This is a genomic window from Georgenia deserti (genome assembly GCF_042680605.1).
In the GTDB taxonomy this organism is placed as follows: Bacteria; Actinomycetota; Actinomycetes; order Actinomycetales; family Actinomycetaceae; genus Allobogoriella; species Allobogoriella deserti.
On record NZ_JBHUEE010000005.1, the window covers coordinates 1 to 24,022 of the forward strand.

The following is a 24,022-nucleotide window of genomic DNA, read 5'->3' on the forward strand; positions in this document are numbered from 1 at the left end:
GCGCGAGCGTGTGGGAGAGCAGGACACCGCCGTACACACACGTTAAATATCCGAGAAGGGTCCCGGGAAAGGGGGGGTACCGCACACCGCGGCCCCCCGCCCCGGGGCCCTTCTCGCGTTCCAGCCCGGCTCCCTCACACCCCAAACCCGAAAACCAGGCAGGCGTCGCCCCGCTGCAATAGGGGCTCAGCGCTGCTCTGCTGTCTGCTTCGTCCGCACTTCGGCCACGGCGCCGGTGCGTTGGAGTGTCGTCCTAGACTCGCGGTATGAGCACGGACGCGACGGAATCACCCGACATCAAGCCGCGGAGCCGCACGGTGACCGACGGCCTCGGGGCCACGGCCGCGCGCGGGATGCTGCGCGCCGTCGGAATGGACGACGAGGACTTCCGCAAGCCGCAGATCGGCATCGCGAGCTCGTGGAACGAGATCACGCCGTGCAACCTCTCGCTCGACCGCCTCGCCCAGGCCGCCAAGGACGGCGTGCACGGTGGGGGCGGTTTCCCGCTCCAGTTCGGCACGATCTCGGTCTCTGATGGGATCTCGATGGGGCACGAGGGGATGCATTTTTCTCTCGTCTCGCGCGACCTCATCGCCGACTCGGTCGAGACTGTCATGATGGCCGAGCGGCTCGACGGTTCGATCTTGCTGGCTGGATGCGACAAGTCGCTGCCCGGCATGCTCATGGCCGCCGCGAGGCTCGACTTGGCCAGTGTGTTCGTCTATGCCGGCTCGATCATGCCCGGCTGGGTCAAGCTGAGTGACGGCACCGAGAAGGCGGTGACGATCATCGACGCCTTCGAGGCGGTCGGCGCGTGCAGTCGGGGGCTGATGAGCGAGGAGGACGTCGACCGGATCGAGCGCGCCATCTGCCCCGGTGAAGGTGCCTGCGGCGGCTACTACACGGCGAACACGATGGCCACCGTCGCCGAAGCGATGGGGATGTCCATCCCGGGGTCCGCGTCACCGCCCTCGGCCGACCGCCGTCGTGACGCGGCCGCCCGCCAGGCCGGCACGGCCGTGGTGAGCATGCTCCGGCAGGGCATCACGGCCCGGGACATCATGACGAAGAAGGCGTTCGAGAACGCCATCGCCGTGGTGCAGGCCTTCGGCGGTTCGACCAACGCCGTGCTCCACCTGCTCGCGATCGCCCACGAGGCGGAGGTCGATCTCACCCTGGACGACTTCGCCCGTATCGGCGCGAAGGTGCCACACATCGCCGACCTCAAGCCCTACGGCCAGTACGTCATGAACGACGTCGACCGGGTCGGCGGCATCCAGGTCGTCATGAAGCAGCTCCTCGACGCCGGGATCCTGCACGGTGACTGCATGACCGTGACCGGGAAGACCGTCGCGGAGAACCTCGAGGTGCTTCGTCCGGCCGACCCGGACGGAGAGGTTCTGCGCACCGCCGCCGACCCGGTCGCGCCCACCGGTGGGCTGACCGTGCTGCATGGCACGCTCGCCCCTGAGGGAGCGGTCGTGAAGTCCGCAGGCTTCGAGGAGGACGTCTTCGAGGGCACGGCCCGCGTGTTCGAACGTGAGCAGCATGCCCTCGACGCGCTTGCCGACGGCACCATCACGCACGGCGACGTCGTCATCATCCGGTACGAGGGACCCAAGGGCGGACCGGGGATGCGCGAGATGCTCGCGATCACGGGCGCTATCAAGGGCGCCGGACTCGGCAAGGACGTCCTGCTCATGACCGACGGCCGCTTCTCCGGGGGCACCACCGGGCTCTGCGTGGGCCACATCGCCCCTGAGGCGGTCGACGGCGGCCCGATCGCGTTCGTACAGAACGGCGACCGCATCCGCCTGGACGTGGCCTCCGGAACACTCGACCTGCTTGTCGAGCCGGCCGAGCTGGAACGCCGTCGGCAAGGCTGGCGGCCCCTGCCGCCGTCGTTCACCAAGGGCGTGCTGGGCAAGTACGCCAAGCTCGTCAAATCCGCGTCTCGAGGGGCCATCCTCGAGTAGTGGAGCCCGACGGCGCGCGTGCCCTCGACGGCGCCGGGCGGCCGTGCGAGCATGCCCTTATGGCAACGGTGCTCTCGCCCGGCGAGGTCGAGTCCCGTCCGTCTCTCGCGGACTGGCGGGTGCTGGACGGGCGCCTGGCGGCCAGCTTCCGGAGCCGAACCATGGTCCGCGGAGCCGAGTTCGTCTCGCGCGTGGTCGATGTCGCGGAGGCCCTGAATCACCACCCGGATCTCGACCTCCGCTTCGCCCGGGTGCATCTCACCCTCGTGACGCACAGCGCCGGCGGGCTCACCGAGCGCGACGTCGCTCTCGCAGAACGGATCTCGGAACTTGCCCGCGACATGGACGTCCCGGCGGAGCCGGCCCGGTGCAGGTCCCTTGCCTTCGCGCTGCCGGCCGACGACGCGAGTGCCGTCGCACCCTTCTGGCAGGCCGTCCTCGGCCATCGCACGGCTGAAGGCTCCAAGCCGGTCGAGCTCAACGATCGGGACGGGCGACTGCCGCCGGTGCGCTTGGTCGGCACCGGCCCGGGAGGGAGACCGTGCCTCGAGATCCACGTGGCGGGAGAGACCCTCGAGGACCGGGTGGCGCAGGCGACGAAGGCCGGCGGTCGGATCGTGGACGAGGCCGGGATGCCGGCACGCGTCGTGCTCGCCGACGCCGGGGGAAACCTCGCCAGCCTGCACACGACTCGTGCGTCCCACAAGTCGAACTCGTGATCCACGATATGAGAGATCCTGGCTCGAGGATGACGACGGGGCCGACACGGTCTATGGTTCATGTCATGCAGCACCACCAGCTCGTAGTACTTAGCTAGCGCGCACCCGCTCGCTGGGCGACTGGGCTGCGCGCTACCCCTCGGGATCCCGGGTCACGGGACGAGGGGTTTTTTCATGCCCAGGCACTCTTCCGGACCGAGACCGCGACCACACCAAGGGAGGCCACAGATGGCCCAGGCACCGCACCCGGCGCCGCCACGTCCCGCCGCACCCACCGCGGCTGCCGACACGGTGACGCCGTCGGTAGCGTCCCGTCCGGCGGCGCGCATCACCGAGCCCTCCACCGGCGCGCGCAATGTGATCCGCGCACTGGAGGAGCAGGGTGTCGACACGATCTTCGGCATGCCCGGTGGTGCGATCCTGCCCACCTACGACCCGCTGTTCGACTCCACCAAGCTGCGCCACATCCTCGTCCGCCATGAGCAGGGCGCCGGGCACGCCGCGAGCGGCTACGCGTCGGCGACGGGCAAGGTCGGCGTCTGCATGGCCACGTCCGGGCCCGGTGCCACGAACCTCGTGACCGCGTTGGCGGACGCCCACATGGACTCCGTCCCGGTCGTGGCGGTTACCGGGCAGGTGGGGGCCAGTGCCATCGGCACCGATGCCTTCCAGGAGGCGGACATCGTCGGCGCCACGATGCCGATCACCAAGCACTCCTTCCTCGTCACCGACGCCTCGGAGATTCCGGCACGGATTGCCGAGGCGTTCCACATCGCCTCGACGGGGCGTCCAGGACCGGTCCTGGTGGATGTGGCCAAGTCCGCCCAGCAGGCCGAGGCGGACTTCGTCTGGCCGCCGCAGATGGACCTGCCCGGCTACCGCCCGGTGACCAAGCCGCACGCACGGCAGATCCGGGAGGCCGCTCGGTTGCTGGCGACCGCTCGCCGGCCGGTGCTGTACATCGGCGGGGGAGCGATCCGCGCGCAGGCGCACGCGGAACTGCTCGAGCTGGTCAACCTCTCGGGCGCGGCTGTGGTCACCACGTTGATGGCCCGCGGCGTCGTGCCCGACTCCCATCCCCAGCACCTCGGTATGCCTGGGATGCACGGCTCCGTGCCGGCGGTCGCCTCGCTGCAGATGGCCGACCTCGTGGTCGCTCTCGGCGCGCGGTTCGACGATCGTGTCACCGGACAGCTCGACAGCTTCGCACCGAAGGCCACCATCGTCCACGCGGACATCGACCCGGCCGAGATCTCCAAGAACCGCACCGCGGACGTGCCGATCGTCGGTGACCTGCGCGAGGTCGCGGCAGATCTGACCACAGCCTTGCAGGCCGCCCAGGCCCAGCACGGGCGCCCCGATCTGGAGGGCTGGTGGCACCAGCTCGACGATCTGCGGACCACCTACCCGCTCGGCTGGACTCCCACGGAGGACGGCCTCATGGCTCCGCAGCACGTCATCTCGCGGCTCGGTGAGATCTCCGGGCCGGAGAGCATCTACGTCGCAGGCGTCGGCCAGCACCAGATGTGGGCGGCGCAGTTCATCCGCTACGAGCACCCACGGACCTGGCTGAACTCCGGTGGTCTGGGCACCATGGGGTACTCGGTGCCGGCGGCGATGGGCGCGAAGGTCGGCCGCCCGGACGCGACCGTGTGGGCGATCGACGGTGACGGCTGCTTCCAGATGACCAATCAGGAACTCGCCACGTGCGCGCTCGAGGGCATCCCCATCAAGGTCGCGCTGATCAACAACTCCTCCCTGGGGATGGTCCGCCAGTGGCAGACCCTGTTTTACGACGGACGGTACGCACACACCGACTTGCACACCGGGCACGAGACCCGGCAGATCCCCGACTTCGTCAAGCTCGCCGAGGCCTACGGTTGCGTCGGGCTCCGGTGCGAGTCGACGGCCGACGTCGACGCCACCATCAAACGCGCCGAGGAGATCGACGATCAGCCCGTCGTCGTCGACTTCGTCGTCAGTCGGGACGCCATGGTCTGGCCGATGGTCGCCGCAGGCGTGAGTAACGACGACATCCAGTACGCCAAGGGCATCACCCCCGAATGGGACCGAGACGAATGAGCGGTACGAGCGCGCGAGCGAGGAGCGATCGATGAGCACCAGGCACACCCTCTCCGTGCTGGTGGAGAACAAGCCGGGCGTCCTGACCCGCGTCTCGGCCCTGTTCGCCAGGCGGGCGTTCAACATCCACTCCCTGGCGGTCGGCCCCACCGAACATCCGGAGATCTCGCGGATCACCGTGGTCGTCGATGCGGCCGAGGCGCCGTTGGAGCAGGTGACCAAGCAGCTGCACAAGCTGGTCAACGTGCTGAAGATCGTCGAGCTCGACCCCGAGCACTCGGTCCAGCGTGAGCTGCTGCTCGTCAAGGTCAGGGCAGACGACTCCTCGCGCACCGCCGTGCTTCAGGTGGTCGAGTTGTTCCGGGCGCACGTGGTCGACGTCGCTCCCGACGCTGTGACCATCGAGGCGACCGGGTCGGAGAACAAGATCCGGGCGCTGCTGACCGCGCTCGAGCCGCACGGCGTGCGGGAGATCGTCCAGTCCGGTGCCGTGGCGATCGCCCGCGGGCCCCGTTCCATGACCGACCGGGCGCACGAGAAGGCCGTCCGGTCCGCCTGAGCACATCCACCCGCCGTGCGTCACCGCACGGCACCACCCCGAGAGAAGGAGATTCACCGTGGCCGAGCTGTACTACGACGACGACGCCGACCTGTCCCTCATCCAGTCCAAGAAGGTCGCCATCGTCGGCTACGGCAGCCAGGGGCACGCCCATGCCCTGAACCTGCGCGACTCCGGCGTCGACGTCGTCGTGGGGCTGCGGGAGGGTTCCTCCTCGTGGTCCAAGGCCGAGGAGCAGGGGCTGGCCGTCGCCACCGTGGCGGACGCGGTGGCCGCGGCCGACGTCGTCATGATCCTCGCCCCCGACCAGGTCCAGCGGACCCTCTACAGCGAGCAGATCGAACCCAACCTCAAGCCGGACGCGGCGCTGTTCTTCGCGCACGGCTTCAACATCCGCTACGGGTACATCGCGCCGTCCGCGGGCCACGACATCTGCATGGTCGCGCCGAAGGGCCCCGGGCACACGGTGCGCCGGGAATTCGAGGCCGGCCGAGGCGTGCCGGTCATCGTGGCCGTGGAGCAGGACGCCTCCGGGCAGGGGTGGGCGTTGGCCTTGTCCTACGCCAAGGCGATCGGTGGGCTGCGGGCCGCCGGCATCAAGACCACGTTCACCGAGGAGACCGAGACCGACCTCTTCGGTGAGCAGACGGTGCTCTGCGGTGGTGTGACGGCGCTGATCCAGTCCGGGTTCGAGACACTCACCGAGGCCGGCTACCAGCCCGAGGTCGCCTACTTCGAGGTGCTGCACGAGATGAAGCTCATCGTCGACCTCATGTGGGAGGGCGGCATCTCCAAGATGCGCTGGTCGATCTCCGACACCGCGGAGTACGGGGACTACGTCTCCGGTCCCCGCGTCATCACGCCCGAGGTCAAGGAGCGGATGAAGGAGGTCCTCGCGGACATCCAGTCCGGCGCGTTCGCCGACCGGTTCATCTCCGACCAGGACGCGGGTGGCCCGGAGTTCAAGGAGCTGCGCACCCGCGGTGAGCAGCACTCGATCGAGACCACGGGCCGCGAGCTGCGCAAGCTCTTCGCCTGGACCGAGACCCGCGACCAGGACTACACCGAGGGAAGCGTCGCGCGGTAGCCGCGGGGCCGGGTGGAGAGAGCTGTCACGACAGCGCCGGCGTTCTCTCCACCCGCCCTCTCCACCCGCCGGCGTCCCGAGGGGACGGACCGGCTCGGGCAGTGTCGGCAGGGTGGAGCCCGGTGACCGCAAAGTGAGACCGCCGTCCCAGATGGTGACGGCCGACGATAGGGTGCAGACATGACGCGGACGATCGACCTGGCCGTTATCGCAGGTGACGGCATCGGACCGGAGGTCGTGGCTGAAGGGCTGAAGGTGCTCGAGGCCGCGGTTTCCGACTCGGGCGTGTCCGTCTCGACCACCGAACTCGACCTCGGGGCGAAGCGGTGGCACGCCACCGGCGAGACGCTCACCGATGCCGATCTGGAGACCATCCGCGGGCACGACGCCATCCTCCTCGGTGCGATCGGTGATCCGACTGTGCCGTCCGGTGTGCTCGAGCGTGGGCTGCTGCTCAAGCTGCGCTTCGCGCTCGAGCACTACGTCAACCTGAGGCCCTCCACGCTCTTCCCCGGCGTGAGGACCCCGCTGGCCGATCCCGGTGAGGTCGACTTCGTCGTCGTGCGTGAGGGCACCGAGGGCCCGTACGTCGGCAACGGCGGAGCGATCCGGGTGGGGACGCCGCACGAGGTGGCCAACGAGGTCTCGGTGAACACGGCCTACGGTGTCGAGCGGGTGGTGCGCGACGCGTTCGCGCGGGCGCAGGCGCGGCCGCGCAGGAAGCTCACACTGGTCCACAAGCACAACGTTCTCGTCCACGCGGGCCATTTGTGGCGCCGGACCGTGGAGACGGTCGCCACCGAGTACCCCGAGGTCAGCGTCGACTATGCCCACGTGGACGCCGCGACCATCTACCTGGTCACCGATCCTGGACGGTTCGACGTGATCGTCACCGACAACCTCTTCGGTGACATCCTCACCGACCTCGCCGCCGCCATCACCGGCGGCATCGGACTGGCCGCGTCCGGCAACATCAACCCCGACCGGTCGGCGCCGTCCATGTTCGAGCCGGTGCACGGCTCCGCGCCCGACATCGCGGGTACCGGAACCGCCGACCCGACGGCGACGGTGCTCTCCGTGGGACTACTGCTGGAGCACCTCGGCCTGAGCGAGGAGTCCGCACGGGTGGCCCGGGCGGTCTCCGAGGACCTTGCCGCACGCGACGGCAGCCCTCGAACCACCACCCAGGTCGGGGACGCCCTGGCCGCCCGCGTCGGCGCACGAGTATCCAGCTGAGCCGCGCGGCCGTGCCCGGCCGCGCCGACGATCCGCGGGCACCGCAGCCCGCCTACCGTCCCGGTCGCCGCACACCCGGCGGCCGACGGCGATACCGTCCCCTCAGCAGATCTGACGCGAAGAAGGGCCTCGCCCACCATGAGTACCTCATCCGACCTCGAGCTCCTCACCGGTCCCACGGCCGCCGAACTGCCGCCGGCTGCCGAGTTGGCCGGCCGCTTCCCGCTCACCGCGAACCCGGCGCCGGCCGACGCGGAGACGTACCGGCGATGCATGGATGCCCTGGCTTTCGGTGTCTCTTTCACCGATCACATGGTCCGCGCCACGTGGACACCGCAGTCCGGTTGGCGGGGCCGGCGCACAGGCCCGTACGAGCCGTTGACGCTTTCACCGGCTGCGGCGGTGCTGCACTACGCCCAGGAGATCTTCGAAGGCCTCAAGGCCTACCGCCACCAGGACGGCTCGGTCTGGACGTTCCGCCCGGGCTTCAACGCGGCCCGGATGAACGCCTCGGCACGGCGCCTCGCGCTGCCCGAACTGCCCGAGGAGGACTTCGTCGCGTCCCTCGCGGCGCTGGTCGCCGCCGACGAACGCTGGGTCCCCGCCACGCCCGGGGCCAGCCTCTACCTGCGGCCCTTCATGATCGCCACCGAACCGTTTCTCGGGGTGCGGCCCGCGCACGAGGTCGAATACCTCGTCATCGCCTCGCCCGTCGGCCCCTACTTCGTCAACGGCTTCCAGCCGGTCGAAATCTGGGTCTCCCAGCACCACCACCGCGCGGGTGCCGGCGGGATGGGTGCCGCCAAGACCGGGGGTAACTACGCCGCCTCGCTCCTGCCGCAGCAGGAGGCCGGGGAGAAGGGCTTCGCCCAGGTCTGTTTCCTGGACGCCGCCACCAACTCCTATCTCGAGGAGCTCGGTGGGATGAACCTCTTCGTCGTCCACCGGGACGGCAGCCTGCGGACGCCGTCGTTGACCGGGACGATCCTGGAGGGCGGCACCCGTGGCGCCATCATCGAACTCCTCCGGGACGCCGGGCGTGAGGTGCGTGAGGACACGATCTATCTGGACGAGCTCCGCAGTCAGTTGCGCTCGGGCGAGGTTGTGGAGATGTTCGCCTGCGGCACCGCGGCGGTGCTGACCCCGATCGGCCGGCTGGCGGGGGCGGACTGGGACGCCGTCGTCGGTGACGGCGCTGCCGGACCGGTGACGACCGGGCTCTACGAGGAACTGACCGCGATCCAGTACGGACGGCGGCCGGATCCGCACGACTGGATGTACCGGCTCGTCTGAACCGTTCGCCGGCAGTGTGGCTCTCAGGCGGGCCTGCGCCAGATGGAGACGTGACCGGCGGAGTCGCCGGTGAACGCGCTCCGGTCCCAGTCGGCGTACCGGGCCTCGAACTCGAGGCCGGCGAGCCGAGCCATGAGGTCGCACTCGGCCGGCCACAGAAAACGGTGCTCGCTGAGGCCGTGGTGACCGGTCTGCGGCCAGTAGTGGTGGGAGGTCAGGCGCTGGCTCGCCAAGTCGTAGGTGTCGAAGCCCAGGTGCTGCTCCGAGATCTCGAACGGCGCCGCCAGCTGCCCGGGCGGTAGCCGCCGCAACGCGGGCACGCCGAGCTCGATGACGAACCGCCCGCCCGGGGACAGGTGCCGGGCCGCGTTCCGGAAGCACTCCACCTGCTCGTCCTGGGTGAGCAGGTTCGAGATCGTGTTGAACACGAGGTACACGAGTGAGAACTCGCCAGGAACCCGGGCGGTGGCCATGTCCCCGATGACCACCGGCAGCGATTCGGCGCCGGCCTTCGCCCGGAGCTGGGCCGCCATGGGCTCCGAGAGCTCGATTCCGGTCACGGGCACGCCGCGTTCGGCGAGCGCCAGACCGACCCGGCCCGTGCCGATCGCGAACTCCAACGCTCGGCCACCGTCTGCCAGCTCGGCCAGGAGATCCACGGTCGGGCCGAGCATCTCGGGGGAGAACAGGTCCGCCGTCGTCTCGTCGTACCGGCGGGCCGCCTCCTCGTCCCAGACCTGACTGTTCGTCATGGCGCCAGCGTGCTCGGCTCCGCGTTCGGTGTCGACGGATTTCCCGCAGGGCCGGCCCCGGGCGTGCCAGGACGGACGCACTCGAGCTCGACGAGCGACCGAGGCTCGTCCGCACCTTGGACAGCTGGTCCGGGAGCTGGACGTTGTGGCATACTGCCTGGCGTGACGCAGTTCCGGCTTATTATCGGCTAGCGCATCGGGCACACCCGCTCGATGCGCAGACCTCCCGCACCCCGGGGGGTCTTTTTGTTGCCGGAACCACCGCCTCCGGCAACGTCGCCGGCAGGAGAGTCCTGACCGGCACCGATACCGGCAGCACCCCGCCGGAGAGCCGGGCGGCGTCGCCAGTGATGCCGGAGGAGCACGATGGAGACCCAAGCCGAGGCCGTGACACCCGCGCCGAGCACCGCCGGGACCGTCGAGATCTACGACACGACCTTGCGCGACGGAGCACAGCAGGAGGGCATGAACCTCTCTGTCGCCGACAAGGTCGCCATCGCCGCGCTGCTGGACGAACTGGGCGTCGACTACATCGAGGGCGGGTGGCCCGGTGCCGTGCCCAAGGACACCGAGTTCTTCGCGCGGGCGGCCAAGGAACTCGACCTTCGCCACGCCCGTCTGGCCGCCTTCGGCGCGACCTGTCGCGCCGGCGCCCAACCTCACGAGGACCCCCAGGTCCAGGCGCTGGTGGATTCCGAGGCGTCGGTCATCACGTTGGTCGCCAAGTCCGACATCCGCCACGTCGAACGTGCGCTACGTACCGACGGCCAGGAGAACCTCCGAATGATCGCCGCTACCGTGCGGTATCTCGCCGGGCTCGGCCGCGAGGTGGTCGTCGATGCCGAGCACTTCTTCGACGGCTACCGCTACGACGGCGAGTACGCGCTGGCCTGCGTCCAGGCCGCCTTCGACGCCGGAGCCACGACCGTCGTCCTGTGCGACACGAACGGCGGCATGCTGCCGCACCTGGTCACCGAGATCGTCACCGACGTGCGTGCCCGCACCACCGGGCGGCTCGGGATGCACGCCCACAACGACTCCGGCTGCGCCGTGGCCAACACGCTCGCGGCCGTCGCCGCGGGCGCGGAACACATCCAGGGAACGGTCAACGGTTACGGCGAGCGCACCGGCAACGCCGACCTGGTCACCTGCGCCGCCAATCTGGACCTCAAGCTCGACGCGGTCCGGCTGCCCGGACTTGCCGAGGCAAGCCGGATCGCGCACGCCATCTCCGAGATCACGAACATCGCGCCGCACCCGCGCCAGCCGTATGTCGGCGCGTCCGCCTTCGCCCACAAGGCCGGTCTGCACGCCTCCGCGATCCGGGTGGACCCGGATCTGTACCAGCACATCGATCCGGTGGCGGTCGGCAACGACATGCGCATGCTCGTCTCCGAGATGGCCGGCCGTGCCTCCATCGAACTCAAGGGCCGCGAGCTCGGGTTCGATCTGTCCGGCCAGCCGGAACTGCTCCAGCGCATCACCACCCGCGTCAAGGCCGCCGAGGCCGGTGGATACACCTACGACGCCGCCGACGCCTCCTTCGAGCTACTGCTCCGCGCCGAGCTCGACGGCGGCCGCGGCCCGCGGTTCTTCGAGGTCGAGAGCTGGCGCACGTTCGTCGAGCACCGCCCGGACGCCGGCCCGACGGCGGCGGACTCCGAGGCCACAGTCAAGCTGCGTACCGGACACGGCCGCACCATCAGCACCGGGGAGGGCAACGGCCCCGTCAACGCCCTCGACCACGCGCTCCGCGGCGCCCTGCTGGGGACCTACCCGGAGATCGAGGACTTCGAGCTCATCGACTACAAGGTCCGGATTCTCGACTCGCAGCAGGGCACCGACGCCACGATCCGGGTACTCATCGACACCTCGGACGGCGTGGACAGCTGGTCCACGGTCGGCGTCGGGACGAACATCATCGAGGCGAGCTGGGAGGCGCTGACCGACTCGGTGACCTGGGGTCTGCTGCACCGTGGCGTGGAGCCTCGCTGACCGGTGCTGTCGGTCGCGGGCCGGGATCCGCGCCTCGACCGCCACCGTCGCGCGCAGCAGGCGAACCGGTGCCCCGCACCGCGGCGGGCCCCGACGTAGGCTGGCGGAGTGCACGGTGAGTACAAGGTCCCCGGTGGCAAACTCGTCGTGGCCGACGTCGACGTCGAGGACGGGCGGCTGGCACGGGTCCGGATCTCCGGCGACTTCTTCCTCGAACCGGACAGCGCGTTGGAGGATATCGACGCCGCCCTGACGGGCATGCCCGAGTCCGCCACCGCCGCCCAGCTCGCCCAGTCCGTCTCCGGCACGCTCGACGGCGCCACCATGATGGGCTTCGGCCCCGACGCCGTCGGGATCGCCGTCCGGCGTGCGCTCGGCCGGGCGACGAGCTGGAGCGACCACACCTTCGACGTCGTCCACGGCGAGGCGATTCACCCGGCGCTGAACGTGGCGCTCGACCAGGTCATCCCCGAGGAGGTCGCCGCCGGCCGCCGCGGCCCGACCCTGCGGATCTGGGAGTGGAACTCGCCGCTCGTGGTGATCGGGTCCTTCCAGTCGGTTCGCAACGAGGTCGACGAGGACGGCCTGCGCCGGCACGACATGATGGTGGTACGGCGCATCTCCGGCGGCGGGGCGATGTTCATGGAGGCCGGCAACTGCATCACGTACTCCCTCGTGGTGCCCGAGTCCCTCGTCGAGGGGCTCACCTTCGAGCAGTCCTACGCCTTCCTCGACGACTGGGTCCTCGGTGCCCTCGCCGACGTCGGTGTACGGGCCCGCTACGTCCCGCTGAACGACATCGCCTCGGAGCAGGGCAAGATCGGCGGCGCCGCACAGAAGCGGTTCGCCTCCGGCGTCGTGCTCCATCACGTGACCATGTCCTACGACATCGACGCCGACAAGATGCTCGACGTGCTCCGTATCGGCCGCGAGAAGCTCTCGGACAAGGGCACGACCAGCGCCAACAAGCGCGTGGACCCGATGCGCTCACAGACCGGGATGGCGCGCGAGGACATCATCGCCGCCTTCCTGGAGCACTTCCGTGGCCGGTACCGCACCCGCGAGTCCGAGATCACCTCTGCCGAGCTCGCCCGGGCCCACGAGCTCATGGAGACCAAATTCCTGTCCCGGGAATGGACCTACCGCGTGCCGTAGTGCGTGCGGTCACCGCGGAATTGACCTTTTCCGCCGGGCGGCCCGGCCGCCACGATGGAGCGCGTGCGTACCTTCGACGAGCTCGTGACCGAGGCAGCGGCCGCCGACGTCTCCGGGTGGGGATTCGACTGGCTCGAGAGCCGGGCGCGCGAGGAACGCCCGCCATGGGGATATGCGCGGTTGATGGCCGATCGGCTGGCCCGAGTCGGCTCCGCGCTGGATGTCGACACCGGTGGTGGGGAGGTGCTCGACGCCGCGCCGGTGCTGCCGCCGCGGATGGTGGCGGTCGAAGGCTGGCCCCCCAATCTCGCCCGAGCGCGTGAGCGTCTCGGGCCGCGCGGGGTCGAGGTGCTGCCCCCGGACGACGGTGGAGCCTTCCCGGTCGCCGACGCCTCCGTCGAGCTCGTCACCAGCCGCCACCCGGTCCGGCCAGCCTGGTCGGAGATCGCCCGGGTGCTGGCCCCGGGCGGGAGCTACCTGGCCCAGCACGTCGGCCCGGCGTCGGCGTTCGAGCTCATCGAGTTCTTCCTCGGTCCCCAAACGCACGCACGCACGGCCCGCGATCCCGCGGCGGAGGCGGACGAGGCGCGCGCGGCCGGGCTCGAGGTCGTCGATCTGCGCACCGCACGGCTGCGCATGGAGTTCTACGACGTCGGCGCGGTCGTCTGGACCCTGCGCAAGTGCGTGTGGTGGGTCCCCGACTTCACGGTCGATCGCTACCGCGACCGGCTTCAGGACCTCGACGCCATGATCCGCGCCGACGGGGCGTTCGTCGCGCACTCGACCCGGCACCTGATCGAGGCGCGCAGGATCGACAAGTCGGCACGGCGATGACGAGTCGGCACAGGAGTGACGACTCGGTGGGGCAGCGGCGGTCAGGGGGCCGGTCGCGGGCCGAAGACAGCGGTGCCGAGCCGGACCATGGTGGCGCCGGCGGCCACCGCGGTCTCGAGGTCCGCACTCATCCCCATCGACAGCTCGCCGGCCCCGTCCGTCCCCGGTGCGCCGGAGGCGAGGATCTCGGCCCGCAGCGCGGCCAGGTCGTCGTAGGAGGCACGGACCACGGCCTCCTCCGGCGTGTGCGCACCGATCGTCATCAGCCCGCGTAGCCGCAGGTGCTTCAGCCGGCCGACCGCGGAGGCGAGCTCGACGGCTCGCTCCGGCGCCACGCCGGCCTTCGTCGCCTCGCCGGACGTGTTCACCTGCACCATGACGTCCAGCGGCTCGGGCGGCGCGCCGTCGGCCGCCCGTCGCGAGACGGCGGCATCGAGCTTGTCCGCCAGCCGCAGGGAGTCCACGGTCTGCACGCAGCCTGCCCAGCGCAGGACCTGGTTGATCTTGTTGGTCTGCAGATGCCCGATGAAGTGCATCTCGTGCGGCGGCGTGCCCGGCTCGGCCAGTGCCGGGCCCGTGGCCGCAAGCTCCTGTGCCCGGTTGTGCCCGAGCAGATCCGCACCGGCCTCGACGACGGCGCGCACCACGTCGGCGGACTGGGTCTTGACGGCCAGGAGCAGGCGGACCTCACCCGGGTCACGACCGGCCGCGCGGGCGGCGTCGGCCACACGTTGCCGTGCCGACGCGAGATTCGCAGCCAGTTGCCCGGTGTCGATGTGCTCGCCTACCACGCGGCAGAGCGTACCGGCGCCCGGCAGTGGCAGACTCGACTCATGACGCGCCTGCACATCACCGGCGACGAGGACGCCGACACCCTCCTCAGCGAGGACCCTCTCGCATTGCTCATCGGGATGCTGCTCGACCAGCAGGTCGCGATGGAGACCGCGTTCGCGGGTCCGCACAAGCTCGCCGAGCGCCTCGGCGGCCTCGACGCCCACCGGCTCGCCACCATCAACCCGGACGAGCTCGCCGAGGTCTGCCGTACCCCTCCTGCCGTGCACCGGTACCCGGGCTCGATGGCCGGCCGGATCCAGACCCTGTGCGCCGCCGTCGTCGCCGACTACGACGGCGACGCCGCCGTCATCTGGACCCGGGACGACCCCGACGGTCGCGAGATCCTCCGCCGCCTGAAGGCCCTGCCAGGGTTCGGCGCCCAGAAGGCCCAGATCTTCCTCGCCCTGCTCGGCAAGCAGCGCGGACTCCAAGCTCCCGGGTGGCGTGAGGCCGCGGGGGCCTATGGCGAGGACGGCGCCTTCCGCTCGGTGGCCGACATCGTCGACGCCGACTCCCTGACGAAGGTCCGGGAGACGAAGCGCGCGGCCAAGGCGGCCGCCAAGGCCGCGAAGGCGACCAAGGCGAACCAGCCCGCCGCCTCTGCCGGCTCCTGAGCGGCCACATGACCGCGCTATCGCCAGCCCGCCACCGGAACCTCGACGTCTACGCCGTCATCGCCCTCGGCGGCGCCGCGGGGGCCGCCGCCCGCTACGGCCTGTCCGTCCTCGTGCCCGAGGGCGGGGCGGGCGTGTGGGGCACATGGGTGGCGAACGTCGCCGGATGCCTGGCCATCGGGGTGCTCATGGGAGTGATCGACCTGGCCGGAACCCCGCACCGGCTGCTCCGCCCGTTCGTCGGGGTCGGCGTGCTCGGCGGCATGACCACCTTCTCCACATACGCAGTCGAGATCGGTCGCCTGGTCACCGCCGGTGAGGCGGGGACCGCCCTCCTCTATCTCGCCGGCACCCTCGTGACGGCGCTCGCCGGCGTCGTGGCCGGACTCGCCGCCGTTCAGGGCATCGCCGGCCGCGCCCGCCGTGGCCCCCGACCCGCCTCAGACGCCCCCGCACCGAACCCTGGAGCTGGTGACGATGAGACCTGGTGACGCGGTGCAACGCCTGACGGTCTTCGTCGGCGAGGCCGACCAGTGGAAGCACCGGCCGGTCTACTCCGAGATCGTCCAGCGTGCCCACGATTTCGGGCTTTCCGGTGCCGCCGTCTTCCGCGGCCTGGAGGGGTACGGCGCGCTGCACCGCATCCACACCTCTCGCATCCTGAGCCTCAGCGAGGACCTGCCGGTCGCCGTCGTCATCGTGGACGAGGCGGAGAAGATCCAGGCGTTCCTGCCCCGACTGGAAGGGCTGGTGACCGCCGGGCTGGCGATCGTGGACGACGTCACCGTCGTCCACGCCTTCGGCAAGCGCCACAACGGTGGGCAGACGGATCGGGCGGGCCGCGGGACCGAGTCGTGACCGTGCTGTTCGTCGTGCTCGGGGGCGGCCTCGGCGCTCCGCTGCGCTACGCGACCGACCGGGCGGTGCAGGCCCGCACCGGTGGCGCATTCCCCTGGGGCACCCTCGTCGTCAACGTCGCCGGTTCGTTCCTGCTCGGCCTGGTCACCGCGCTCCTGGGCGCTGGGGGCCCCGAGTGGCTGCGCTTCGCCGTCGGGGTCGGATTCTGCGGCGCGCTGACGACCTACTCCACCTTCGGCTACGAGACGGTCCGGCTCGCGCAGAGCGGGTCGTGGTCGTCCGCCGCCGGGAACGTTGTGCTCAGCCTTGTCGCAGGCCTGGGCGCGGCCGCCGGCGGCCTCGCTCTGGGCGGGGCACTCGCCTGAGGCTCACTTCTCGATCCGGATCCCCATGGCCCGGGCCATCGCCGGGAGCAGTTCGACGGCGTCCGCCTCACCGACGCTGGCCCCACGCAACGCCTCCACGCCGCCGAGCCCGCTCAGCCGGCAACCCGTGAGTCGGACGCGTTCGCACCGCACCCCGGACAGCTGAGCGCCGGCGAGATCGCACTCGTCGAACAGGACATCGCTCAGCGCGGCGCCGGTCAGGTCTGCCTCGCGCAGATCACAGCCGCGCAGCACGACGCGCCGCCACGTGCTCTCGTGCCAGCTCGTGAGGTTCGCCGCCACGTTCTCGAGCTGGACCGCCTGCAGCCGCGACCGGACCAACTGTCCGCCGACCAGACGCGACTCGCGCAGCGCGCACCTCGTGAGCGCAAGGTCGCGGGCGCGCAGGTTCGCCAGGTCGGCGCCGTCGAGTCGGCAGTCCACCAGGCTCGTGCGTTCCCAGTGGGCGCCGCCGGCCCGGGCCCGATCCAGTGACGACGTCTCGATCTGGACCTCCTCGAGGACCGTCAGTTCTGCCTGACCGAGATCGGCTGAAGTGACCGTGCCACCGTCGGGAAGAGCCCCAGCCCACGGCGTCAGGTGGGCGGCGACCTCCGGCTCGCTCACCCGCGGCGGCGCGGGCGGCCGGCGCCGCGCAGCGCCGCTCACGGCCGCGCCACGGGAGCCACCAGCGCACCGGTCAGGGTGACGAGGTCCGCCGGGGCCAGCTCGACGTCCAGGCCGCGCCGCCCGGCGCTGACCAGGATCGTCTCGTGATCGAGCGCCGAGACGTCGACGACGGTCGGCAGTCGCCGGCGCTGCCCCAGAGGAGCGATACCGCCCACCACGTAGCCGGTGGCCCGTTCGGCGGCCCGCGGGTCGGCGAGATCGGCCCGCTTCGCCCCGACGGCGGTGGCCAGCGCCTTGAGGTCGAGCCGGCCGGAGACCGGGACCACGGCGACCGTGAGGGCCCCGTCCACCTCGGCCACCAGGGTCTTGAGCACCCGGGCCGGATCGACGCCGAGGGCTGCGGCGGCCTCCGCGCCGAAGTCCTCCGCTCGTGGGTCGTGGTCGTATCCGCGCGTGTGGTGCGGGACGCCGGCCTCGCTCAGCGCGGCCAGTGCGGGGGTCCCGGCGGCCGTCCGTGCGCTCTTGCTGCTCATGTGCCCTGCCTGCTCATGTGCCCTGCCTGTTCATGCGGTCAGCCCCGTGTCGGCGTTCGTCTCCTCAGCGTGGCCCGAGAGCGAGCGTCCGGACCACCGGTTTCCCCGCCCGGTCCGAGGCGTCCAGATCCACCAGTGCGGTCAGGCCCCAGTCACGGTCGCCCTCGGGATCGTCGAACGTCTGCCGCACGAGCCAGGACCGGTCCGGTGGCTCGATGGGGTCGACGCCGTCGGCGACATCAGCGGGCAGGTCGGCCGCCTCCGGCTGCTCGACGATGTGCACGAGGGACGCCGCGCGGGCCTCGGGGCCGATGCCGACCCACTCGTACTCGTCCCAGAACGGGGCGATCCGCTCCTGCCACTCCTGTGCCTGCCACCCGCCGACCTCGGCCTCGAGCTCCGCGAGCGCGCCGTAGGCCTCCCGGGCGAGCAGCTCCACCCGGTGGAATATGGCGCCCAGCACCGCGACCCGGAACGCGTGCCGGTTCCGGGTGAGGGGAAGCTCGCCGTCGTCTCTCTCGCCGAATCGACGCTCGGTGCCGCCGCTGCTGACCGCCGTCTCCGGCGTTCCGGCGGCGCCGGCGGAGGCGGCCGCGCCGGCGGCCAGGGCCTCCCACTCATCCAGCAGCGAGGAGTCCACGGACCTGACGAGGTCGCCGAGCCAGGCGATGATCGCCTCGACCTCCTCGGTCCGGGCCCGGTCGGGCACCACCTGGCGCAGTGCTCGGTAGGTGTCGGTGAGGTAGCGCAGGATCACCCCCTCGGAACGGGCGAGCTGATACCGCGAGACCAGCTCGGAGAAGGTCATGGCCTGCTCGACCATCTCCCGCACCACGGATTTCGGCTTCAGTTCGTAGTCCGTGACCCACGGATTCGTCTGCCGGTAGGTCTCCAGCGCCGCCTCGAGCAGCTCCGCCAGCGGCCGCGGCCAGGTCACCTCCTCGAGGAGCGCCATCCGCTCCTCGTACTCGATCCCCTCCGCCTTCATCGCCGCGACAGCCTCGCCGCGGGCGGCATGCTGCTGCGCGTAGAGAAGCGGGCGCGGGTCCTCCTGGGTGGCCTCGACCACGGAGACGACGTCGAGGGGGAAGTCCGGTGACTCGGGGTCGAGCAGGTCGATCGCTGCCAGCGCGAACGGCGACAGGGGAGCGTTGAGCGCGAAGTCACGGGGCAGGTCGACCGTGAGCCGCACGTACGGCTCACCAGGATGCTCCCGACGCCATGCCGCCCCGCGGTGTTCGACGACGCCGGCCGTGCGCAACGAGCGGTAGATCTCCACCGCTCGCCGCAGGTGCGGGTTGCGGGTCTGCGTGGGAGCCGAGGACGAGTCCGCGCGCCCGGCCGCCGAATAGGCCGGGGGTTCGTGGTTGTCGGTGACCAGCCGGTACATCGCCGCGACGGGGTCGCCCGGGCGCGTGAGCACCGCCAGCACCATCGTGTGGCTCACCCGGAACTGGCTCGTCAGCGGTTCCGGCTGGGCGTCGCGCAACCGCAGATAGGTCTTCTCGGTCCAGTTCACCGACCCCGGCGGCGGCTTCTTCCGCACGACCTTCTTCCGTTTCTTCTCGTCCCCGGCGGCCTTGGCGAGTGCTTTGGCGTTCTCGATCTCATGCTCGGGCGCCAGCACGATGACCTCGCCCTCGTCGTCGAACCCGGCGCGGCCGGCACGACCGGCGACCTGGTGGAACTCGCGAGCGCTGAGATGGCGCATGCGCTCACCGTCGAACTTGGCCAGGGCGGTGATCACCACCGTGCGGATCGGCACGTTGATGCCGACGCCGAGAGTGTCCGTCCCGCAGACGACGCCGAGCAGCCCTTGCTGGGTCAGGCGCTCCACGAGCCGCCGGTACCGCGGCAGCATGCCGGCGTGGTGGACACCGACCCCGTGGCGCAGCAGCCGCGAGAGTGTCTGCCCGAACCCCCGCCCGAACCGGAAGTCGCCGATGGCCTCGCCGATCCGGTCGCGCTGCTCGCGGCTCGCGACCTGGACCGAGGTCAACGATTGGGCGCGCTCGACGGCGTCCTTCTGCGAGAAGTGCACCACGTAGACGGGGGAGCGGCCCTCCTCGACGAGGCGGAGCAGCAGGTCCTGAGCCGGCTCCACGGCGTAGGCGAAGGACAGTGGGACGGGGCGCTCGGCGTCGTCGACGACGGCAACCTCCCGGCCGGTGCGGCGAGTCAGGTCCTCGCGGAAGAACGTGACGTCACCGAGCGTGGCGGACATGAGGACGAACTGCGCGTCCGGCAGCTCGAGGAGCGGCACCTGCCATGCCCAGCCGCGCTGCGGATCGGCGTAGAAGTGGAACTCGTCCATGACGACGACGCCGGCGTCGGTCCCGGCGCCGTCGCGCAGGGCCTGGTTGGCGAGAATCTCCGCCGTGCAGCAGATGATCGGCGCCTCGGGATTGATTGCCGTGTCCCCGGTCACCATCCCGACGTTCGCCGAGCCGAACAGCTCGACCAGATCGAAGAACTTCTCCGAGACCAGGGCCTTCAGCGGCGCGGTGTAGAACGCCGTGCGGCCGGTGGCCAGGGCGGAGAAGAGAGCACCCACGGCCACCAGCGACTTCCCCGAGCCGGTGGGCGTGGCGAGGATCACGTGCGAGCCGGTGTTCAGTTCGAGCAGGGCCTCCTCCTGGTGGGGGTAGAGCGCCAAGCCAGCTCGTTGCGCCCACTGTTCGTAGGCGGTGTAGACGGCGTCCGGGTCCTGTCCGGCGCCGCCGTCCTCGAGGTCGTCCAGCGCGAGATTCAAGGGTGCGGCGGTGACGTCGGGCATCTGCGAATCCTCTCACCACCCGACCTGGGGCCGGTCGCGGGCGTGCGCTCGTCTCGCCGACGCCGCGCCGGTATGCGACGCTGAGCGGCTGAAACGAGACGACCGGGGCCTGCGGGCCCGGAGGGGCAGAGACGTGAGCGAGTTCCTCGCGACCTTCGAAGGCCGTGCCGTCGCCTTCTCCGACTGGCTGTACGCATGGGTGCTGGCCACCGCGCTGCTTGGTGTGGGGCTGTACCTGACCGTCCGCCTGCGGGGTGTGCAGGTCCGTCACCTGGGGCGGATGATCCGGACCGTGGTCGGCTCCCGCCGCGGCGCCGGCGGCGGGATCTCCTCCTTCCAGGCCTTCGCGGTCGGTCTGGCCACCCGGGTCGGCATCGGAAACGTGGCGGGCGTGGCCATCGCCCTGGCGCTGGGCGGCCCGGGTGCCGTGTTCTGGATGTGGGTGGTCGCCGCCGTCGGCATGGCGACCGCGCTGAGCGAGGCGATCCTGGCGCAGGTGTTCAAGGAGCGCTGGCGCGACCGCACCTTCCGGGGCGGCCCGGCCTTCTACATCCGCCGAGGACTCGGCTCGCGCGGGCTGGCCGCCCTGTTCGCCGCCCTGTGCGTGCTGGCCATGACATTCGGTGTCGTCATGGTCCAGGCGAACACGGTCTCCGGTGCGCTCGCCGGCCACGGTCTCGCTCCGGGCTGGAGCGCCGTGGCCCTCATGGCACTGGCCGCCCCGGTTCTCCTCGGTGGTGTCCGCTCGGTGGCCCGGGTGGCTGAATACCTCGTGCCGTTGATGGCGCTCGCCTACCTCCTGCTGGCCGTCATCGTCCTGGTCACCAACGCGACGGCCGTGCCGGAGGCGCTCACCCAGATCATCCGTGGCGCCTTCGGGCTCGACGAGGCACTCGCCGGCACGGGGGGTGGGGTCATCGCCGCCATCCTCAACGGAGTCCGGCGCGGGCTGTTCTCCAACGAGGCGGGGATGGGAACGACCCCCAACGCCGCCGGCACGGCGACGGTGGCCCACCCAGTGCAGCAGGGGCTGATGCAGTCTCTCGGCGTCTTCATCGACACCGTTGTCGTCTGCACGGCCACCGCCGTGGTCATCCTGCTGGCCGGGCCGGCCGTGTACACCCCCGGTGTCACGCCGGAGTCCGCCGGCGCCTCGCTGACCCAGGACGCCGTGGCCGCGGCCCTCGGGACGTGGACCGCGTGGCCGATGACCGTGATGATCTTCGTGCTGGCGTTCTCCTCGATCCTCGGGGCCTACGCCTATGCCCAGGTCAACCTCGACTACCTCGGCGGCGGCCGGGCGCAGCGGGTGCTCGGGCTCGTCACGGTCGCGACGACCGGGCTCGGCGCAATCCTCACCCTCACCACGGTGTGGGCGGTCTCGGACGTGCTGGTCGGCCTGATGACCGTGATCAACCTGGTCGCCCTGGTCCGTCTGACGCCCACCGTCGCACGGGTGCTGCGGGACTACGAGCGGCGTTCCGACCGCGGTGCCAAGATGCAGTTCGTGGCCGCTGAGCACCTCCCGCGGCCGGTCCGTGACCGGTTGCCGGAGGACGTGTGGGGTTGAGCCGGTCAGCGCCCGGTGTCCGTCAGCACCGCCAGCGCCCGTTCCAGCGGTCCCTGACCGAGAACGTGGCGCCACGCCCAGGCGAAGACGAGCGCGACGACGATGAACACGATGAGCACGCCGTTCGATTCCGGGTACCACACCACGTCGTTGCCGAGGATGGCGATGGCGACGATGTGCCCCGTGTACAGCGTCAGGCTCATCGACCCCGCGGCGGCGACGGGGGAGCAGATCGCGGCGACCACTCGGCCCGGGCGACCCGGCCGGGTGAGGATCAGCAGCAGCCCGGTCACCGCCAGCGACGTGCCGCAGGAGCCGACGATCTCGACCGGGCTGTACTCGTGCGGTTCGCCGTTGACCAGGTGGTACAGGTACGGCGACCCCTTCGCCGCGCCGGCGTCCAGCAGCAGGCGGGAGGAGCCCCAGGCCACGGTGGCGAGCAGCGTGCCGGCGGCGATCATCCCGGCCTGGAACCGTACCGAGGTGAGGTTCGAGCGGCCGACGGCGAGGCCTAGCAGGATGAACGCGGAGTAGATCAGCGCCGCGTAATGACCGGTGGCGAGGATGTCCAGCTCGGACTCGACCGGGTCCTCCCACCCCGTCCAGCCACCGACGATGCTGCGCCCGCCCGCGTGCAGCGGGGTGGTGAGGAGAAAGATCACCGCCGGGGAGACGATCGCGCACGTCGCGGCACCGAGGACGAGCCGTCCGCGATTCGCGCCGAGGAAGGGCAGCGCTAGGAGGAACATCGCCGCGTATGCGGGCAGGATGACGTAGAGCGGGGTCTCGAGGAGAATGAGCAACGCGCCGAGGATGAACAGCATCCCGGCCCGGTAGGTGATGCGCAGGCGTGCCCTGGTCATCGCGGCACCGCTCGGTGGGCGCGTGCGCCCGGTCGACAGGGCGAGCGAGACCCCGGCGAGGAAGGCGAACAGCGCGGCGGAGCGGCCGTCGGCCAGCATGAGCCACGAGGGGTCGGCGCCGCCGCCCGGGGCGTCGTCACCGAGATGGGCGGTGAACATGCCGAGGATGGCGACGCCGCGTGCGATGTCGATGCCCGTGAGTCGCGTGGGGCGCGGCTGTGCCCCGGGAGCGGATGCGCCCGCCGGCGGCGGTGTGGCTTGCCGCGGGGTGAGGGCCGCCGGGGCGTGGTGCGGCGGGGAGCCGTGCGGCGGGGTGGTCACGGCTCGAGCCTATTGCCCAGCAGCGCCCGCGTGACCTCGATGAGCCGGTCCCGCAACGGCGCCGCGCGCTCGGCGAACCGTCGCTGGTGGCCGATGTACTCGGCGCGGCCCGCGGCGGTCTCGATGGCGACCGGTTCGTGGCCGAGGTCGCGCAGGTCGTACGGCGAGGCTCGCATGTCGAGCACCCGGATGTCCCGGGCCAGCTCGAAACAGTCCAGTAGTAGCTCGCCCGGACAGGCCGGGCCCAGGATGTTGGCGGCCTTGAGTAGATCCATGTTCGCGTGCAGGCAGCCGGGCTGCTCGAGGTCCGGCTGGCTGGCCCGGGTCGGTTGCAGCCGGTTGCGCGGGCGTGCCGCTCCGGTGAAGAACCGGAACGCGTCGAAGTGGGAGCAACGGATCGGATGCGCCTCGACCACCGCGTCCGTCCCCTCCTGGCCCAGCCGCAGCGGCAGATCGTGCCGGTGGTCGCGGTCGCGGTAGACCATGGCCCACTCGTGCAGGCCCAGGCAGCCGAGATGAGCCGGTCGCCGCGCCGTGCGGGAGAGCACTTCGTGCAGCCACCGCACGCCGTCGGAGCGGTCCGCCAGGTACGCGGCGTCGTCGAGGATCACCCCGTCGTCGGTCGTGGTGTGCCACCGCCACCTCGCCCGGGAGGCGAGCTCCTTCTCGACGGCGGCGTGGTCCGGGGCGGCCCGGGACCCGCGGAGCGCGATGCCGACGCCGGGATGCCAGCGGGCGAGCTTGCCCGGCCGGATCGGGTAGTACTCGAACAAGAAGTCCTCGACGGGGTCACGCTCACCGCGGGCGCGACGCGCCCGCCGTGCCGCCGTGAGCGCCTCGGCGCGCGCCCGGTGCGCCCGCTCGCGGGCACGCCAGGTGCCGGCCTCGAGCACGCGGGGGCGTGCGGCGGCGGTGGTCGCGGTCACGAGTCCCAGCGTAGGAGTCGCGACGGTGGCAGGCGGCGCGGGTG

General features: G+C 71.0%; 22 protein-coding genes. 15 read left to right on the forward strand and 7 right to left on the reverse strand.

The window, feature by feature from the left end; translation table 11 throughout:
• Positions 1–266: 266 nt before the first annotated feature.
• The 7 genes from ilvD to ACFSE6_RS10090 all read left to right on the forward strand — a co-directional run bounded on the left by ilvD (position 267) and on the right by ACFSE6_RS10090 (position 8,952).
• Positions 267–1,976 carry a dihydroxy-acid dehydratase gene (gene ilvD / locus ACFSE6_RS10060; protein WP_388005970.1) on the forward strand — a complete coding sequence of 570 codons (1,710 nt, stop codon included), beginning with the start codon at positions 267–269 and terminating at the stop codon, positions 1,974–1,976.
• Between the two features lie 59 nt (positions 1,977–2,035).
• The gene (locus ACFSE6_RS10065) at positions 2,036–2,695 is read left to right on the forward strand and encodes a 4a-hydroxytetrahydrobiopterin dehydratase (protein ID WP_388005973.1); all 660 of its coding nucleotides are present in this window, start codon (positions 2,036–2,038) and stop codon (positions 2,693–2,695) included.
• 228 nt (positions 2,696–2,923) lie between these two features.
• Entirely contained in the window at positions 2,924–4,777 is a 1,854-nt protein-coding gene (locus ACFSE6_RS10070; protein WP_388005976.1) for an acetolactate synthase large subunit, read from the forward strand.
• 31 nt (positions 4,778–4,808) lie between these two features.
• The gene (ilvN, locus tag ACFSE6_RS10075) at positions 4,809–5,336 is read left to right on the forward strand and encodes an acetolactate synthase small subunit (RefSeq protein ID WP_388005979.1); all 528 of its coding nucleotides are present in this window, start codon (positions 4,809–4,811) and stop codon (positions 5,334–5,336) included.
• A gap of 4 nt (positions 5,337–5,340) precedes the next feature.
• Positions 5,341–6,423: a ketol-acid reductoisomerase gene (ilvC, locus tag ACFSE6_RS10080; RefSeq protein ID WP_388006877.1), complete on the forward strand. Its 1,083-nt coding sequence runs from the start codon at positions 5,341–5,343 to the stop codon at positions 6,421–6,423.
• Between the two features lie 180 nt (positions 6,424–6,603).
• Entirely contained in the window at positions 6,604–7,659 is a 1,056-nt protein-coding gene (locus tag ACFSE6_RS10085; protein WP_388005982.1) for a 3-isopropylmalate dehydrogenase, read from the forward strand.
• Between the two features lie 138 nt (positions 7,660–7,797).
• Complete coding sequence (locus tag ACFSE6_RS10090) at positions 7,798–8,952, forward strand: branched-chain amino acid aminotransferase (RefSeq protein ID WP_388005985.1); 1,155 nt, start codon at positions 7,798–7,800, stop codon at positions 8,950–8,952.
• A 23-nt stretch (positions 8,953–8,975) separates the two neighbouring features.
• Here the strand turns inward: ACFSE6_RS10090 and ACFSE6_RS10095 are convergent, their stop codons facing one another.
• A complete protein-coding gene (locus tag ACFSE6_RS10095) occupies positions 8,976–9,704 on the reverse strand; it encodes a class I SAM-dependent methyltransferase (RefSeq protein ID WP_388005988.1) in 729 nt (242 codons plus the stop codon).
• A 366-nt stretch (positions 9,705–10,070) separates the two neighbouring features.
• On the opposite strand from ACFSE6_RS10095, the gene cimA reads away from it, so the two are divergent.
• The 3 genes from cimA to ACFSE6_RS10110 all read left to right on the forward strand — a co-directional run bounded on the left by cimA (position 10,071) and on the right by ACFSE6_RS10110 (position 13,688).
• Positions 10,071–11,699 carry a citramalate synthase gene (gene cimA, locus ACFSE6_RS10100; RefSeq protein ID WP_388005991.1) on the forward strand — a complete coding sequence of 543 codons (1,629 nt, stop codon included), beginning with the start codon at positions 10,071–10,073 and terminating at the stop codon, positions 11,697–11,699.
• Between the two features lie 108 nt (positions 11,700–11,807).
• Positions 11,808–12,854 carry a lipoyl protein ligase domain-containing protein gene (locus ACFSE6_RS10105; RefSeq protein WP_388005994.1) on the forward strand — a complete coding sequence of 349 codons (1,047 nt, stop codon included), beginning with the start codon at positions 11,808–11,810 and terminating at the stop codon, positions 12,852–12,854.
• A gap of 63 nt (positions 12,855–12,917) precedes the next feature.
• The gene (locus tag ACFSE6_RS10110; RefSeq protein WP_388005996.1) at positions 12,918–13,688 is read left to right on the forward strand and encodes a class I SAM-dependent methyltransferase; all 771 of its coding nucleotides are present in this window, start codon (positions 12,918–12,920) and stop codon (positions 13,686–13,688) included.
• A gap of 41 nt (positions 13,689–13,729) precedes the next feature.
• On the opposite strand, the gene ACFSE6_RS10115 is transcribed toward ACFSE6_RS10110, so the two are convergent.
• Positions 13,730–14,479 (reverse strand): YggS family pyridoxal phosphate-dependent enzyme, encoded by a 750-nt coding sequence (locus ACFSE6_RS10115; protein ID WP_388005999.1) that lies wholly within the window; start codon positions 14,477–14,479, stop codon positions 13,730–13,732.
• A gap of 42 nt (positions 14,480–14,521) precedes the next feature.
• On the opposite strand from ACFSE6_RS10115, the gene ACFSE6_RS10120 reads away from it, so the two are divergent.
• The 4 genes from ACFSE6_RS10120 to ACFSE6_RS10135 are packed head-to-tail and all read left to right on the forward strand — an operon-like array spanning position 14,522 to position 16,359.
• Positions 14,522–15,136, forward strand: coding sequence for an HhH-GPD-type base excision DNA repair protein (locus ACFSE6_RS10120; RefSeq protein ID WP_388006002.1), 615 nt, complete (start codon positions 14,522–14,524; stop codon positions 15,134–15,136).
• An 8-nt stretch (positions 15,137–15,144) separates the two neighbouring features.
• Complete coding sequence (locus ACFSE6_RS10125) at positions 15,145–15,627, forward strand: fluoride efflux transporter FluC (RefSeq protein WP_388006005.1); 483 nt, start codon at positions 15,145–15,147, stop codon at positions 15,625–15,627.
• Positions 15,614–15,994: a DUF190 domain-containing protein gene (locus tag ACFSE6_RS10130; protein ID WP_388006008.1), complete on the forward strand. Its 381-nt coding sequence runs from the start codon at positions 15,614–15,616 to the stop codon at positions 15,992–15,994. The genes ACFSE6_RS10125 and ACFSE6_RS10130 overlap by 14 nt, the downstream gene beginning before the upstream one ends.
• Positions 15,991–16,359, forward strand: coding sequence for a fluoride efflux transporter FluC (locus ACFSE6_RS10135; RefSeq protein ID WP_388006011.1), 369 nt, complete (start codon positions 15,991–15,993; stop codon positions 16,357–16,359). Before ACFSE6_RS10130 ends, ACFSE6_RS10135 begins: the two co-directional genes overlap by 4 nt.
• Before the next feature lie 3 nt (positions 16,360–16,362).
• Here ACFSE6_RS10135 and ACFSE6_RS10140 read toward each other — a convergent pair whose 3' ends face one another.
• The 3 genes from ACFSE6_RS10140 to ACFSE6_RS10150 form a co-directional block, all read right to left on the reverse strand.
• Positions 16,363–17,028: a pentapeptide repeat-containing protein gene (locus ACFSE6_RS10140; RefSeq protein WP_388006014.1), complete on the reverse strand. Its 666-nt coding sequence runs from the start codon at positions 17,026–17,028 to the stop codon at positions 16,363–16,365.
• Positions 17,025–17,522: a Cys-tRNA(Pro) deacylase gene (gene ybaK, locus ACFSE6_RS10145; protein WP_388006017.1), complete on the reverse strand. Its 498-nt coding sequence runs from the start codon at positions 17,520–17,522 to the stop codon at positions 17,025–17,027. Before ybaK ends, ACFSE6_RS10140 begins: the two co-directional genes overlap by 4 nt.
• Positions 17,523–17,586: 64 nt before the next feature.
• Positions 17,587–20,298 (reverse strand): DEAD/DEAH box helicase, encoded by a 2,712-nt coding sequence (locus ACFSE6_RS10150; RefSeq protein ID WP_388006020.1) that lies wholly within the window; start codon positions 20,296–20,298, stop codon positions 17,587–17,589.
• Positions 20,299–20,431: 133 nt separating this feature from the next.
• On the opposite strand from ACFSE6_RS10150, the gene ACFSE6_RS10155 reads away from it, so the two are divergent.
• Positions 20,432–21,868, forward strand: a complete 1,437-nt coding sequence (locus ACFSE6_RS10155) for an alanine/glycine:cation symporter family protein (protein ID WP_388006023.1) — start codon at positions 20,432–20,434, stop codon at positions 21,866–21,868.
• A gap of 5 nt (positions 21,869–21,873) precedes the next feature.
• Here ACFSE6_RS10155 and ACFSE6_RS10160 read toward each other — a convergent pair whose 3' ends face one another.
• Complete coding sequence (locus ACFSE6_RS10160; protein WP_388006026.1) at positions 21,874–23,052, reverse strand: heparan-alpha-glucosaminide N-acetyltransferase domain-containing protein; 1,179 nt, start codon at positions 23,050–23,052, stop codon at positions 21,874–21,876.
• Positions 23,049–23,978: a 3-methyladenine DNA glycosylase gene (locus ACFSE6_RS10165; protein ID WP_388006029.1), complete on the reverse strand. Its 930-nt coding sequence runs from the start codon at positions 23,976–23,978 to the stop codon at positions 23,049–23,051. The genes ACFSE6_RS10160 and ACFSE6_RS10165 overlap by 4 nt, the downstream gene beginning before the upstream one ends.
• Positions 23,979–24,022 lie beyond the last annotated feature (44 nt).

Excerpts from the sequence above, each read along its gene's own strand:
- ilvD (WP_388005970.1), top strand. The coding sequence starts at position 267 with ATGAGCACGGACGCGACGGAATCACCCGACATCAAGCCGCGGAGCCGC.
- ACFSE6_RS10065 (WP_388005973.1), top strand. The coding sequence starts at position 2,036 with ATGGCAACGGTGCTCTCGCCCGGCGAGGTCGAGTCCCGTCCGTCTCTC.
- ACFSE6_RS10070 (WP_388005976.1), top strand. The coding sequence starts at position 2,924 with ATGGCCCAGGCACCGCACCCGGCGCCGCCACGTCCCGCCGCACCCACC.
- ilvN (WP_388005979.1), top strand. The coding sequence starts at position 4,809 with ATGAGCACCAGGCACACCCTCTCCGTGCTGGTGGAGAACAAGCCGGGC.
- ACFSE6_RS10085 (WP_388005982.1), top strand. The coding sequence starts at position 6,604 with ATGACGCGGACGATCGACCTGGCCGTTATCGCAGGTGACGGCATCGGA.
- ACFSE6_RS10090 (WP_388005985.1), top strand. The coding sequence starts at position 7,798 with ATGAGTACCTCATCCGACCTCGAGCTCCTCACCGGTCCCACGGCCGCC.
- ACFSE6_RS10095 (WP_388005988.1), bottom strand. The coding sequence starts at position 9,704 with ATGACGAACAGTCAGGTCTGGGACGAGGAGGCGGCCCGCCGGTACGAC.
- cimA (WP_388005991.1), top strand. The coding sequence starts at position 10,071 with ATGGAGACCCAAGCCGAGGCCGTGACACCCGCGCCGAGCACCGCCGGG.
- ACFSE6_RS10120 (WP_388006002.1), top strand. The coding sequence starts at position 14,522 with ATGACGCGCCTGCACATCACCGGCGACGAGGACGCCGACACCCTCCTC.
- ACFSE6_RS10125 (WP_388006005.1), top strand. The coding sequence starts at position 15,145 with ATGACCGCGCTATCGCCAGCCCGCCACCGGAACCTCGACGTCTACGCC.
- ACFSE6_RS10130 (WP_388006008.1), top strand. The coding sequence starts at position 15,614 with ATGAGACCTGGTGACGCGGTGCAACGCCTGACGGTCTTCGTCGGCGAG.
- ybaK (WP_388006017.1), bottom strand. The coding sequence starts at position 17,522 with ATGAGCAGCAAGAGCGCACGGACGGCCGCCGGGACCCCCGCACTGGCC.
- ACFSE6_RS10150 (WP_388006020.1), bottom strand. The coding sequence starts at position 20,298 with ATGCCCGACGTCACCGCCGCACCCTTGAATCTCGCGCTGGACGACCTC.